The organism is Desulfuromonas svalbardensis, assembly GCF_055389415.1.
The window spans coordinates 2,316,481-2,330,944 of record NZ_AP042416.1; the positions used below are offsets into that span (position 1 = coordinate 2,316,481).

The window sequence follows — 14,464 nt, forward strand, 5'->3', positions numbered from 1 at the left end:
ATGAAAGAGATAAAAGTAGGGTTACTCGGTTTTGGTACGATTGGTACTGGTGTTGTGAGAATGTTTCAACAAAACACTGAACTAATCTCCCAGCGTCTTGGTGCAAAACTTGTTTTAGCATCGATTGCCGACCTTGATGTGACAACTGATCGCGGTGTTGTTCTCGACGAAGGTGTTTTAATCAATGATGCAAATAGTGTTCTGACCAATCCTGATATTGATATTGTTATTGAACTTATCGGTGGTTACGAGCCTGCTCGAACTTTTGTCATTAAAGCTTTAGAGCATGGTAAGCATGTTGTCACAGCCAACAAAGCTCTTATGGCAATTCATGGTGAAGAACTTCTACAGATTGCCGATAAAAACGGTGTAAGTATTTTGCTTGAAGCTGCTGTTGGCGGTGGTATTCCTGTTTTGGCCTCCATACGGGAAAACTTGGGTGGCAATGAGTTTAGTGATGTCTCAGGTATTCTTAATGGTACATGTAATTATATCCTGACTCGTATGACAGAAGAGGGTGAGGATTTTGGTGCTGTGTTGTCTGATGCACAAAAGTTAGGTTACGCTGAAGCTGATCCAACTTTTGATGTTGAAGGGATTGATACCGCACATAAATTATCAATTTTGATTTCGATGTGCTTCGGTACATGGGTTGATTTTGATAAGATATACACTGAGGGTATTACACGAATCACTTCATTAGATATCCACTATGCGCGTCAATTTGGCTATCAGATTAAGTTGCTCGCCATTGGAAAAAAAGTGGATGGTGTTATTGAAGCTCGTGTTCATCCAACAATGATTCCTGATAGTTATCCACTCTCAGATGTTAAGGGTGTATTGAATGCTGTCCGTCTTCAAGGTGATTTTGTCGGCCCTGTGATGTTGAATGGTAGTGGTGCAGGAATGGATGCAACGGCAAGTGCTGTTTTGGGAGATGTCATTAGCTTGTCACGTTCCATTACCAGTGGCAGCCAAACGATGACACCAACTTTAGGCTACCAGACAGAAAAAATCATTACGTTACCTATTCGTGAGATCTCAGATATCTCTTGTCATTACTATATCCGCTTCATGGTTGAAGATTGTCCTGGAGTGCTCGCCCAAATTTCAACAGTACTTGGTGAGTCAAATATTAGCATCCGGTCAATGGTACAGCCTGAACAACAATTGGGTGGTTGTGTTCCCATCGTTATGCTGACTCATGATGCTAAAGAGTGTGATATTCAGCATGCGTTAGACGAAATTGATGCATTAGATTCAATAAAAGAGCAAAGTCTCTTTATTCGTATGGAGAATGACCTCGCCTAAGTCTGATTTGTCTTAAAATGTAGTGAAGAAGCGTCGCGGTGCGGCGCTTTTTTGCTTTTTATCGAACCATCTTTTATTTAGAATATTCTTATTATACTGTCAAAATTAGTTCTTGTCCTTTGTGGTAGAACACCTATTGTCAGCGTTTTTTTAATTCTTTACTCCCCGAAGGACTTTCATGTTTCAGCTTTTCGTTCGTAAAACTGCTTGTTATAAAAACGATCTTTTATCAGGTCTAACTGTCTCCTTGGCGTTGGTACCTGAAGCCGTAGCCTTTGCTTTTGTTGCTGGTGTGCCACCATTGGTAGGTATGTATGCAGCCTTTATCGTTGGTCTTATTACTTCCGTAGCTGGAGGTCGTCCTGGTATGATCTCTGGAGCGACAGGTGCACTGGCCGTTGTTATGGTTGATCTCGTTGCCCGCCATGGCATTGAATATCTGTTTGCTACCGTCGTGCTGATGGGGATTATTCAAATTAGTGCAGGGGTTTTCAAGATTGGAAAGTTTGTCCGACTTATCCCCCATCCCGTTATGCTTGGCTTTGTTAACGGTCTTGCTATCATTATCTTCCTTGCTCAACTCGGTCAATTTAAAATTAAAGATGCCGCAGGCAATATGCAATGGCTCCAAGGTAGTAGTTTATATTTATTAGTTGGTTTAGTTGTGATGACGATGGCAATCAGCTATTTCTTACCAAAGCTTACCCGTGCAGTTCCTTCTTCATTGGTAGCGATTGTTGTCGTAACAGCTGTTGTTATGGGCTTTGATTTACAAACAAAACTTGTTGGCGATATGGCTTCTCTTGCCGGTGGATTACCGACTTTTCATGTTCCTCAAGTTAGCTTTGATCTAGAGATGATCAAAGTTATTTTACCATACTCGATTATTCTGGCGGCAATTGGACTCATTGAGTCGTTGATGACCATGACTCTTATTGATGAAATTACCGAAACACGTGGTCGTGGTAATCGTGAATGTATAGGCCAAGGTCTTGCCAATGTTGTGACTGGTTTTTTTGGTGGCATGGGAGGCTGTGCGATGATCGGTCAGAGTATGATTAATGTTAATTCAGGTGGCCGTGGCCGATTGTCTGGAATTAGTGCAGCATTATTCTTGTTGTTTTTCATTGTTTTTGCCTCTGGTTTAATTGAAATGATACCGATTGCTGCTCTGATTGGTGTTATGTTTATGGTCGTTATTGGCACCTTTGCATGGTCAAGTCTTCGTATTTTGAATCGTATCCCAAGAAGTGATGCGCTTGTTCTTATTCTTGTTTCTGCGGTTACCGTTGCTACTGACTTAGCTATTGCTGTCGCTGTAGGTGTTATTGTTTCTGCGCTTGTTTATGCATGGAATAGTGCCAAGGAAATTAAAGCGACCTCAAGCACTGATGACCAACAACGTAAAGTTTACCACTTGTCTGGACCATTATTTTTTGGCTCTGTTCATAGCTTTCATAAAATATTTAAGCCTCAAACAGATCCAGATACTGTTGTGATTGATTTTCAAGAATCTCGCGTATGTGATCATTCTGGACTTGAAGCGCTTAACAGCTTGGGTGAACGATATCAAGCTCAAGGTAAAACACTTTGTATGACCTTCTTAAGCTCAGAGTGCCGTGACCTGTTAAGTACTGCGGGTAAGATGGTTGTTGTCGAGCAGGTTGGTGATCCGCAATATCATGTTGCTACAGACGAACTTGGTTAATATTGAACATTAAAAGCGCCCTTGTGGCGTTTTTTTTGTTTTACAGTGATGTTGTTCGCTGCATAATGTTGATCTTTGCAGCGATGACATAAGATGGTTAACGCACTTAATAAGGCATTACCTTGACAGATTCACCACAACAAACCCTGCAGAAGGTTTTTGGCTATCGGGAGTTTCGCCCTGATCAGCAGAAAATTATTGAAACGCTGATTGCTGGCGAAGATGCTTTCGTCCTAATGCCAACAGGTGGTGGTAAATCATTATGTTATCAGATCCCAGCCTTGCATCGCAGTGGTGTTGCGATCATTGTTTCCCCCTTGATCTCTCTTATGAAGGATCAAGTTGACGCGCTTAATGCCAATGGTGTTCGCGCTGCGTATTATAATTCATCGTTAAAGGCAGAAGAAGCCCGGCAGGTTTTGGCTCGTTTGCATAGCGATGATCTTGATTTAATCTATGTTTCTCCTGAACGACTCATGAGTGCCGCTTTTATCGAACGGTTGCGTGATATTCCTTTAGCGCTTATCGCTGTTGATGAGGCACACTGTGTTTCGCAGTGGGGGCACGACTTCCGTCCTGAATATGTCCAACTGGGCCAGTTTCGCCAGCACTTCCCCCAAGTTCCTCTTATTGCACTGACAGCTACTGCCGATCCACAAACGCGGCAAGATATTCTTGCACGGCTCAACCTTACTCAGGCTGCTGTTTTTATAACTGGTTTTGATCGTCCCAATATTCGCTATACAGTCATTGACAAACAAAAACCGCAACTTCAGTTGGTGAAATTTTTAGAACAGCACAATGATGAATGCGGTATTGTTTATGCTCTGAGTCGTAAGCGTGTTGAAGAGATTACCGCTAAATTAGTTTTGCAAGGGTACCGTGCTGCTGCGTATCATGCTGGTCTAGCTGATAGCGTCAGGCAACATGTTCAAGAAGATTTCTTGCGCGATGATATTCAGATTGTTGTCGCTACTGTGGCGTTTGGGATGGGTATTGATAAGTCAAACGTGCGCTTTGTTGTTCATTATGATCTGCCGAAAAATATTGAGAGTTATTATCAGGAAACAGGCCGAGCGGGTCGTGATGGTTTAGCCGCTGAAGGACTGTTGCTGTTTGGCTATGGTGATATTGCCATCGCTCGTGGTTTGATTGAGAAGGGGAATAATCTTGATCAGAATCGTATTGAAATCCATAAATTAAATGCGATGGTGAGTTATGCTGAACCGCTCACATGTCGTCGACGAGCCTTGTTGGGTTATTTTGGTGAGAAAACCGTCGAAGATTGCGGCAATTGTGACATGTGCCTGAATCCTCCCGATCGGTATGATGCAACACAGGATGCACAGAAGGTGTTGTCTTGTGTCTTTCGTGTTGGTCAACGATTTGGTGCTAAGCATGTGATTGATGTCTTACGTGGGTCGCAAAACAAGCGAATGAAAGAGCTTCATCACGATCAATTAAGTACCTTTGCTATTGGCGCAGATAAAACTCAGGATGCTTGGAGCAGTTTGATCCGTCAGTTGGTTCATTTAGGTTTTCTTTATCAAGATGTTGCCAATTATTCTGTTTTAAAGTTAACGGAATTATCACGCTCCGTTCTTGTTGGCAAGCAGACCTTGGAACTTGCGCGGCCACGAATTAAAAATATAACTAAAAAGCCTGTTAAGAAGAGGGCGATTGATCTCGATTATAACGACGCATTATTTCAACGTTTGAGAGGTTTACGCAAGCGCGTTGCCGATGATAGCAATGTTCCACCGTTTGTTGTTTTCAGTGATGCCAGTTTAATTGAGATGGCTTTTTATCTCCCTTCTCACGAACAAGCGATGTTGGCAATTAATGGTGTCGGTAAGCATAAGTTTGAGAAATATGGTCAATTGTTTATTGATGAGATACATGAGTTTTGTTCTGGAGATGACTGATTGTAAAGGTTTCTTTGAAATAAAAAAGCCAGAGCGATTGCTCTGGCTTTTTTTTGTTACTCTTCTGGAAAAGCGAGATTAAAAACCAAGCTCTTTAAAGAAGTCGTTACCTTTATCATCAACAAGGATAAAGGCAGGGAAGTCAACCACTTCAATTTTCCAAACGGCTTCCATTCCGAGTTCTTCAAAATCAAGACATTCAACCTTCTTGATATTGTACTCAGCAAGTGCTGCCGCAGGACCACCGATAGAACCAAGATAGAAACCGCCATGCTTATCACAGGAGTCGGTCACTTGTTGTGAACGGTTACCTTTAGCGATCATGATCATCGATGCGCCACGAGACTGAAGCATATCTACATATGGATCCATACGGGCTGCTGTCGTAGGTCCAAATGAACCAGAGGCTTTGCCTGCTGGAGTCTTAGCTGGACCAGCATAGTAGATGGGGTAATCCATGAGATATTGTGGCAGCTCTTCGCCACGTTCAATGATCTCTTTAAATTTAGCGTGAGCAATATCACGACCAACAACAATGGTTCCGTTTAAGGATAGTTGTGTCTTGGTTGGGTACTTAGATAGTTCAGCGAGAATCTCTTTCATCGGCTGATTGAGGTCAATGCTTACGACACTAGGACGTGAACCGCGTGAGCCTTCAGGCATTAAGCGAGCTGGATTGTTGTCCATCTTCTCAAGCCAGATACCGTCTTTGTTGATTTTTGCCTTAATGTTACGGTCAGCAGAACATGATACAGAAATACCGATTGGGCAAGAAGCACCGTGGCGACTTGAACGAACGACCTTAATGTCGTGAGCAAAATACTTACCACCGAACTGAGCACCAATGCCCAACTCTTGAGCGCGTTGCTCGAGTTCTTTTTCTAACTCTAGATCACGGAAAGATTGACCGCCTTCGTTGCCTTCACTTGGCAGCTTGTCAAGGTAGCCAGCTGAAGCAAGTTTAGCTGTCTTGAGGCAGGTTTCAGCACTCGTGCCACCAATGCAAAATGCAATGTGGTAAGGGGGGCAAGCTGCTGTTCCGAGAGACTTCATCTTTGCAACAAGCCAGTCAACTAATGTGTTCTTGTTGATGGTTGCTTTCGTCTCTTGGTAGAGATAACTCTTGTTCGCACTGCCGCCACCCTTAACAACGAATAGAAACTTATACTCATTGCCTTCAGTGGCCATCAGATCAATCTGTGCGGGGAGGTTACACTTGGTATTGACCTCATCGTACATGTTAATCGGTGCATTTTGAGAGTAACGCAGGTTCTCTTCAGTATATGTTTTGTAAACCCCAGCTGAAAGTTGCTCAGCGTCATTACAGCCAGTCCAAACGCTTTGGCCTTTTTTGCCTAAGATTGATGCCGTACCTGTATCTTGGCAAAAAGGGAGTTCAAATTTAGCTGCAACAACAGCATTTTGAAGCATTGCCATCGCAACACCACGGTCATTGTCTGAAGCTTCTGGATCGGTGAGAATTTGTGCCACTTTCTCGTTGTGAGCAGGGCGCAGTAAAAAGTTTACTTCACGAAAGGCTTCATTGGATAAAAATGCCAGCGCTTCAGGGGCAACTTTGAGTACCTCCTGACCGTCGAACTGTGCAGTGCTAACATGGTCTGCGGTCAATAGACGATACTCGGTATCGTCTTTTCCAAGTGGGAATGGATCTTGATACTTAAATTCTGACATCGTTTCTCTCCTTAAAAACATTGCACACTTAATGGGATAAAAAAACAGATTGCTCTGCCGCGTCTCAATAATCAACGCAGTATAAAGTAAACTGTATACAGTTGTCGATAGTTCACACGTTTTTTATTCGCCGTACCATTGAGATGTTCCATTAAAACAGGTAGATTGAAGATCTTAACCTTTTGCCTTGGTGATAAGATGAAGATTCATTCACGAATAGCCATGTTGGCATTGATCCTTGTTCTGTTGACGACCATCTCTATTACATCTGTCATCTTTATTCAACTCGGTAATGTAGAAGTTGAAGTTGAGAAGGAGCTTGTACTCCTTGGTATTGATGATGCAGAAAAAGGTGTCTATAACACCTACCTGATGATTGAAGCGTTGCAGACTGAAGTTGAACAACGCCTCATTCATGATCTTAATGCGGTTTATGCACTGATGGAACGTTCAGGTTTGTTGGTTGGTGAAGTCCCGTTGCGAAAATGGGACGCGATGAATCAATATGATCTTTCTGTTCAACAGCTACGGTTACCACACTTTGTGTTGCAGAGCCCAAGTGGTGATGAAAAAAATAATACAGATGATTTCATCCGTAATGTGTCAAAAATTCTAGGTGTGACTTGCACGTTATTTCAACGAATGAACCGTTCTGGAGATATGTTGCGCGTCTCTTCAACGGTGCCAAGTGCTACGGGTGACTCTGCTGCAGGGACTTTTATCCCAGCCATTCACCCCGATGGCAACGTTGATCCGGTTATTAGTCAGGTTTTAGCGGGCGAAGTGTTTGTTGGTCGCGCCTATGTGGTGACAGATTGGTACAATACCGCGTACATGCCACTGTATAACAGCAACAAAAGTGAGATTGTTGGTATGCTTTACGTTGGTGAGCGACAATCCGATTTTGTTGCATTATTTGATGCCATTGATAATGTCGCATTGGGTGATGATAGCCATATCTTCATGTTGGAATCTGTTGGTGCGGGAACTGGGCGTAAATTTGTTGGTAAGCATTCACATGTGGAAGAAACGGAACAACATAATGTTGAGCAGGATAAATATGTAAAAGATTTTTTTGAATCATTTACTAAAATGAATTTTTTGCCACAATCCAATGTGGTCACAGTGGTTCGTGATATTGACCCAATATCACATGATCATTCCATACAACACGATACCGTAATGGCCTATTATTACTTTGAACCTTGGGATTGGGTGATCGGTGTTGTCTATAGTCCCAAATATCTTGGTTCAGCACAATCTCGTCTTGATCTTATGTTAAACAGAACCTTAGGCTTAGTGTGTGCCGTTGCATTTATTTGGTTTGTTTTTGCTTTATTTATTGGCTATCGGTTAGCGGGTGGCATCTCAAAACCTCTTGAACAAGCTGTTACAGCATTTCAGGAAGTTGGTCGTGGTGAGTTTGAGTTCCAGCTTGAGCCAGCAAAGGGGTATGAATTAGGCCAGTTATACGAATCTTTTAATCTGATGGTGAAAAACTTACGGCAAGTAACGACTTCGCGTGATCAATTGGATCGTGAGATCAATGCGCGGCGCACTATTGAAGATGAATTACAGCAAACTGTTACAACATTGAAAACGGTGATAAACGAGGCACCATTGTCTATTATTGTCCTCGATCTAGATGGTCTCGTCATGCTATGGAATCCTAGTGCCGAGAGGATCTTTGGTTGGAGCGCGGATGAGGTTCTGGGTAAAGGCTACCCTTTAGTGCACAGTGAGTTCCTTGAAGAGTTTGAATCGAATCGCAATCTTGTTATAAATGGAATTATTGTTCATGCAAAAGAGACTCAACAGTTTACTAAAGAGGGTAAGTGCTTAGATTTACTTGTTTCTGCCGCCCCAATGTACAATACTAAAGATTGTGTTGATAGTATCATTGTCATTCATGAAAATATCTCCCCCTTAAAACAGGTTCAGCGCCAACTTGAAGAGCGTGAAGAGGAATATAAACTTTTATCTTCTGAATTTAAGTCCATTCTTGATGGTATACAGGATGTTATTTCAGTCATTGGCCCAGATATGCGGATTCGTTGGAGTAATCATGGTCAACGGCGCTGGAATTTACGTGATGCCAAAATTCCACAGAGAGCCTGTTATACACTCTGGAATAAAAATATTGAAATGTGTAAAGAGTGCCCCGTACGCGATTGTTTCGCAACGGGTGAAATGCAATCAGCTAAAATAGCTTCTCCCGATGGAACAAAGTGGGGGGTTAAGGCTTTTCCTCAATTTGATAGTCTTGGTAATGTTATTAATGTCATTGAGGTTGCCAGTGACATTAGTGAATCGGTGATATTAAAAGAAGAGACAATGCGTTCAGCCCGTTTGGCCTCTTTGGGGGAACTTGCTGCGGGAGTTGCTCATGAAATTAATAATCCTAATGGTGTGATTATGCATAGTGCGCCAATCTTAAAAGAGATCGTTGCTGCTGCTTTGCCATTATTTGATGATTATGCACAACAACATGGTGATTTCCAACTTGGACGCTTACCTTACAGTCGCTTACGCGATACATTACAGCGATTACCTGACCGTATCATTGATGGCAGTCAGCGGATAAAGTTTATTGTTGACGACTTGAAAAACTTTGTTCGCGATGAGGGGGATGACCAGCAGCGTCAGTCCGTTGATCTAAATCATGTCTTAGCCGTTGCAGTTCGCTTAACAAACAACACGATTAAGAAGGAAACACGTCATTTTGAAATCCATTATGATGAAACAATTCCTCCGTTTCATGGTTCTGCTCAGCGAATCGAACAAGTGATTGTCAATCTCATCATGAATGCGTGTCAGGCCCTTACTTGTGTTGATAACAAGATTATTATTACGACACGATTCAATGCAGAAAAAGAGATGGTTGAACTGGAGGTTTTTGATCAAGGTGCGGGCATCAAAGAAGAGGATTTGATTAAAGTGACAAATCCATTTTTTACTACAAAACGTGAAACAGGGGGGACCGGGCTAGGGATGTCGATCTCTTCACGTATTATTGAGGAACATTCTGGATTTTTAAAAATTGAAAGCACTGTTAACATAGGGACAACGATTGTTGTTTCGTTGCCTTGCGTTAAGGAGAGTAAATGATGACGCCACAACCATACCCTTCTTTACCCATTTTGCTTGTTGATGACGAGCTGCAATGGTTAGAGAGTTTTTATTTTACTCTCGAATACAATGCTGGAATTAATAATGTTATCTGTTGTCAGCATAGTGATCAGGTGATGAATCTATTACAGCAGCAAGCTGTTAGTATGATTATCATAGATATGACCATGCCGCCACCAACAGGGGAGCAATTACTACCGTTAATCACTCAGGATTATCCCGAAGTCCCTGTAGTCGTGTTGAGCGGATTAAATCAACTTGATATTGCTGTTAAATGTATGAAGCTCGGTGCTAGTGATTACTTTACTAAAACAACAGAGATTAGCCATTTGCTAGTAGGTTTGAAACGGTTGTTGCATCAACAAGAGCTGCAACGTGAGTTGAAGATTCTTAAATCTGGTCTTTTATCAGCTGAACTTGAATACCCTGAAGTGTTCGAAAATATTGTAACATGCAGTCCGATCATGCATTCCATTTTTAAATATCTTGAAGCGGTTTCATTAAGTCCTGAACCTGTTTTGATTACTGGAGAGTCTGGCGTCGGTAAAGAACTCATTGCAAAGGCAATTCATCAATTAAGTACTCCTGAAGGACCGTGGGTAGCTGTTAATGTTGCAGGTCTTGATGATAATGCTTTTAGTGATACCCTGTTTGGTCATGTTCGAGGTGCCTTTACAGGAGCAGAGCGTAATCGCGAGGGGATGATTGCCAGAGCCAATGGGGGCGTTGTATTTTTAGATGAAATCGGTGACCTGCCACTGACTGCTCAAATTAAATTACTTCGATTACTACAAGAACGGGAATATTATCCTCTTGGTAGCGATACCCCGCGTCGAGTTGAAGCACGTGTGGTGTGTGCGACTAATTGTGATTTAATTCAAAAACAGGCAGAAGGGACCTTTCGTAAAGATCTCTATTATCGATTATGTACCCATATGGTTAATTTGCCACCATTACGTGAACGGCGTGAAGATATCCCGCTGTTGTTGAACTGTTTTTTAAAATTAGCAGCTGAAAGTATGGGGAAGAAAGTGCCAACGTGTCCACCCCAACTACTTACGTTATTAAATACCTACCATTTTCCCGGAAATATACGGGAGTTTAGGGCAATTATTTTCGATGCATTGAGTCAATACTCTCAAGGGATCTTATCAATGGAAGTGTTTCGTAACGCCATTGGCTTCAATGAACAATGTAGTGCCAGTCAGGTTGCGGTAGCAGAAGTCGGCGATACATCGCTTTCATTTCCTGGGAAATTACCAACGCTTGAAATTGTCGCATCACAACTCATTGGTGAAGCGATGAACCGTGCACAAGGTAATCAATCCATTGCTGCCCGTATGTTGGGAATCTCACAACCAGCATTGAGCCGCCGATTGAAAAAAAACTAAAAATATCCCGTCTATTATCGTTATGACATTTGTTATAATTTCTAGTCAGTTATAGTTTTTGGCAAACTCCCGTCCAGACTCACCTTGTCACGATTTCAATACCTCTCTGAGCAATTTACTATGCGTTTATGCATAACCTTTTCCATAAGTATCCATACTCTCTCCCGAGTGAAACTCCTGTAATATTAGCCAGTTATGTACACTTCATGTTGTTGGCATAACTCATGCTCTTAATAAAACAAAGGTCTTATGCTGATCATAACGTTTGTATGAGTTTTGCTTTACAGAATTATGTTGAGGATAACGTTAAGAGCGATTCAATTCACAGGAGGTGCTATGAAGAATCTAAAAGTTTCCCACAAAATTTTTGTACTTAGTTTCACATTGGTTATTGCTTTTAGCTTAACAATTGGTTGGGTTTATTCTCGGTTGAAAGTAAATTTGAGTCATGCGAAGCAAGTTGAAATTAAGCATACAGTTGAAGGTGTGTGGGGGGTTATTGATCATTATGCAAGTTTGGCAAAAAGTGGAGAGATGACTCAGGACGCAGCACAATCTGCTGCTAAAGATGCTGTCCGTCATACACGATTTGCTGATGGAAACTATTTTTGGATTCAAAACGTTAATTCCGTGATGGTTATGCACCCTTTAAAGCCTGAACTGGAAGGTGAAAATTTGACGTCGTCAGTTGATCCTAATGGTAAGGCATATATTCTTGCAATGTCACAGATAGCAGAGCAACAAGGCCAAGGTTATGTTGACTATCAATGGAATAAAACTGGTGTTGCGAATCCTGTTGATAAGATTTCATTTGTTAAGGTTCAGTCTGATTGGGGCTGGATCGTTGGTGCAGGTCTTTACCTTGATGATATTCAAGCAGAACTGAATGCTATTTTTTACGCCGTACTGGCTGTAGTTGGTGGCGTTATTTTCTTTGCCGTTGCTTTAATCCTCTTTGTCTCTCGTGGAATATCTAAACCACTTAATCAAGCGGTTGATATGTTGTCCAATCTTGAAAATGGTCAACTTAGTTCACGGATGGAACTTAAACAACAAGATGAGATTGGGACGATGGCTGTAACTATGGATCGATTTGCTGATAGTTTGCAAAACGATATTGTTGCGTCATTAAATAAGTTATCACAGGGTGATCTTGATTTTGAAGTCATTCCTCATAGTGAAAAAGATGAAATTCGGGGCGCATTGAAAAGTCTTGGCAATGACATGAACGATATTATGTCACAAGTTCAAATGGCTGGTGAGCAGATCGCCTCGGGATCAACAGAAGTTTCAGATTCGAGTCAATCGTTGTCTCAAGGGGCAACCGAATCAGCAAGTTCACTTGAAGAAATTTCTGCATCCATGCAAGAACTTTCGAGTCAAACTCGACAAAGTGCTGAAGGGGCTAATCAAGCCAGTGTTTTAGCGGATCAAGCAAAAGTGGCTGCGGATAGTGGCAATACCAGTATGCAAGAGATGATTAGCGCTATGGGGGACATAAGTTCATCAGGTCAAGACATCGCCAAAATTATTAAGGTTATTGATGAAATTGCTTTTCAAACGAACCTGCTTGCATTGAATGCTGCGGTTGAGGCTGCTCGAGCAGGGCAACACGGTAAAGGTTTTGCGGTTGTTGCTGAAGAGGTACGTAATTTGGCAGCCCGTAGCGCAAAAGCAGCGAGTGAAACAGCCGAATTGATTGAAGGTTCGGTAAAGAAAGCACAAATTGGAGTCACTATTGCTGACCGTACTGCTGCTGGTTTTACAGAAATCGTGGAACGCATTGTTAAAGTAACTGATTTGGTAAGTGAAATAGCCGCATCGAGTAATGAGCAGGCCCAAGGTATTCAACAGGTCACCGTAGGTTTAAGTCAAATTGATCAAGTAACACAACAAAATACAGCGAGTGCTGAAGAGGGTGCTGCTGCAGCTGAAGAACTATCCAGTCAGGCCGACCAATTACGCCAAATGTTGAGTAAATTTGTCCTTAAACAATCATCAAACACAAACAATGTTTACCGTGAATCTATTGCTAACACTGATGTCACTCGTCATGTTGTTCAACCAGAATATCGTGCGGTTCAACGCACCAATACAATTGGTTGGCGAGAGGTGTAATAAATTTAAATGTGTGTCGTAATCGATTGTTGAGGAGGTTAGTATGAATGGAAATGCTGCTGAAAATTTGATGAAAGATGAACACTTTGGTACAGAAAATGCTCAAAAAGATCTGTTCTTAACATTTCAAATTGGCCAAGAAGATTTTGGTATTGATATTTGCGATGTGATTGAAATTGTTGGGATTCAAAAAATAACGGAAGTACCTGATATGCCCGATTATATCCGTGGAGTTATTAATTTGCGTGGCAAGGTTATCTCGGTTATGGATGTTCGGTTACGCTTTAATATGGAGCAAAGAACCTATGATGATCGGACGTGCGTCATTGTTGTGACTGTCGATGACCTTACTGTTGGGTTGTTGGTTGACCGAGTTAATGAAGTGGTGGAAATTGCAGAAAATAAAATAGAGGGTGCTCCACCTACAAAATCAGATGATAGGTATATAAAAGGACTAGGGAAAATTGGTGCAGATGTGAAGATTCTTTTAGATGTCGCTCGCTTAGTGAACAATTATGCGGTTGCGTCAGAAACTAATGATTAATGTCGTGACCAACTTTTTTAGAACAGCCAATTGAATTCTTTACGGGACTGGTCCTTTGTTGAATATAGTAGAATTGGTTTTGATATGGTTTGTGACTGAGCTGTTTACGATTTCAATATCTTAGCAGTCTCACCGTTACTATTGGTTTAGTTTTATTGATTTACAGGTTGTATTCAATTAGACTTATCATTATAGATATATATAGTTAGGATGATGAGATGCGAAAAGTCATTATAACTGCGGCATTACCTGAACGACTCAAGGTGGTTGGTTTTTTACTTCATTTAGCTGGATGGGATGTGACGGTCATTGAAGTTCTCCCTGATGCTGTAAACTATCTTAAAAATTCAGAAAGAAATGAAAATTATTATGATCTGATTTTAGTTGTTGATTATTTTTCGCTTGGTGAAAGTAAGCCAGAGCGATTGTCTGCAACACGATATTTAGAAATGATTAAAAATTTAAGAAAAACTGTGCAACTAATTGTTGCTGGCAGAGAGATTGATGAAACTGAGCAGCAACAAATTATCAGTCAGTTAAACGATACGATAGACTTTTGTTCGTCAGAACTGTTAATTAATTATATTGAAACGTCATATAGTTGCTTTAGTTGTAAGGGGGCAATTAATTGAGTTGTTCGTTATTG

The 14,464-nt window shown here is 41.4% G+C and carries 9 protein-coding genes; 8 read left to right on the top strand and 1 reads right to left on the bottom strand.

Going from position 1 to position 14,464, the window contains the following annotated elements; translation table 11 throughout:
• The 3 genes from ACZ5KY_RS10440 to recQ all read left to right on the top strand — a co-directional run bounded on the left by ACZ5KY_RS10440 (position 1) and on the right by recQ (position 4,944).
• Positions 1–1,311, top strand: coding sequence for a homoserine dehydrogenase (locus tag ACZ5KY_RS10440; protein WP_464243838.1), 1,311 nt, complete (start codon positions 1–3; stop codon positions 1,309–1,311).
• A gap of 178 nt (positions 1,312–1,489) precedes the next feature.
• A complete protein-coding gene (locus ACZ5KY_RS10445) occupies positions 1,490–3,019 on the top strand; it encodes a SulP family inorganic anion transporter (RefSeq protein WP_464243839.1) in 1,530 nt (509 codons plus the stop codon).
• Positions 3,020–3,141: 122 nt separating this feature from the next.
• Positions 3,142–4,944: a DNA helicase RecQ gene (gene recQ, locus ACZ5KY_RS10450; protein WP_464243840.1), complete on the top strand. Its 1,803-nt coding sequence runs from the start codon at positions 3,142–3,144 to the stop codon at positions 4,942–4,944.
• A 78-nt stretch (positions 4,945–5,022) separates the two neighbouring features.
• Here recQ and ACZ5KY_RS10455 read toward each other — a convergent pair whose 3' ends face one another.
• The gene (locus tag ACZ5KY_RS10455) at positions 5,023–6,636 is read right to left on the bottom strand and encodes a fumarate hydratase (RefSeq protein WP_464243841.1); all 1,614 of its coding nucleotides are present in this window, start codon (positions 6,634–6,636) and stop codon (positions 5,023–5,025) included.
• Positions 6,637–6,834: 198 nt separating this feature from the next.
• On the opposite strand from ACZ5KY_RS10455, the gene ACZ5KY_RS10460 reads away from it, so the two are divergent.
• The 5 genes from ACZ5KY_RS10460 to ACZ5KY_RS10480 all read left to right on the top strand — a co-directional run bounded on the left by ACZ5KY_RS10460 (position 6,835) and on the right by ACZ5KY_RS10480 (position 14,450).
• Positions 6,835–9,744, top strand: coding sequence for a Cache 3/Cache 2 fusion domain-containing protein (locus ACZ5KY_RS10460; protein ID WP_464243842.1), 2,910 nt, complete (start codon positions 6,835–6,837; stop codon positions 9,742–9,744).
• Positions 9,741–11,156, top strand: a complete 1,416-nt coding sequence (locus ACZ5KY_RS10465) for a sigma-54-dependent transcriptional regulator (RefSeq protein WP_464243843.1) — start codon at positions 9,741–9,743, stop codon at positions 11,154–11,156. Before ACZ5KY_RS10460 ends, ACZ5KY_RS10465 begins: the two co-directional genes overlap by 4 nt.
• A 336-nt stretch (positions 11,157–11,492) precedes the next feature.
• Positions 11,493–13,274: a methyl-accepting chemotaxis protein gene (locus ACZ5KY_RS10470; RefSeq protein WP_464243844.1), complete on the top strand. Its 1,782-nt coding sequence runs from the start codon at positions 11,493–11,495 to the stop codon at positions 13,272–13,274.
• 43 nt (positions 13,275–13,317) lie between these two features.
• On the top strand, positions 13,318–13,818 hold the full coding sequence (locus tag ACZ5KY_RS10475) for a chemotaxis protein CheW (protein WP_464243845.1): 501 nt from the start codon (positions 13,318–13,320) through the stop codon (positions 13,816–13,818).
• A 218-nt stretch (positions 13,819–14,036) separates the two neighbouring features.
• Entirely contained in the window at positions 14,037–14,450 is a 414-nt protein-coding gene (locus ACZ5KY_RS10480; RefSeq protein WP_464243846.1) for a hypothetical protein, read from the top strand.
• Positions 14,451–14,464 lie beyond the last annotated feature (14 nt).

Coding starts and splice junctions, on each gene's coding strand:
- ACZ5KY_RS10440 (WP_464243838.1), top strand. CDS start 1: ATGAAAGAGATAAAAGTAGGGTTACTCGGTTTTGGTACGATTGGTACT.
- ACZ5KY_RS10445 (WP_464243839.1), top strand. CDS start 1,490: ATGTTTCAGCTTTTCGTTCGTAAAACTGCTTGTTATAAAAACGATCTT.
- ACZ5KY_RS10455 (WP_464243841.1), bottom strand. CDS start 6,636: ATGTCAGAATTTAAGTATCAAGATCCATTCCCACTTGGAAAAGACGAT.
- ACZ5KY_RS10460 (WP_464243842.1), top strand. CDS start 6,835: ATGAAGATTCATTCACGAATAGCCATGTTGGCATTGATCCTTGTTCTG.
- ACZ5KY_RS10465 (WP_464243843.1), top strand. CDS start 9,741: ATGATGACGCCACAACCATACCCTTCTTTACCCATTTTGCTTGTTGAT.
- ACZ5KY_RS10470 (WP_464243844.1), top strand. CDS start 11,493: ATGAAGAATCTAAAAGTTTCCCACAAAATTTTTGTACTTAGTTTCACA.
- ACZ5KY_RS10475 (WP_464243845.1), top strand. CDS start 13,318: ATGAATGGAAATGCTGCTGAAAATTTGATGAAAGATGAACACTTTGGT.
- ACZ5KY_RS10480 (WP_464243846.1), top strand. CDS start 14,037: ATGCGAAAAGTCATTATAACTGCGGCATTACCTGAACGACTCAAGGTG.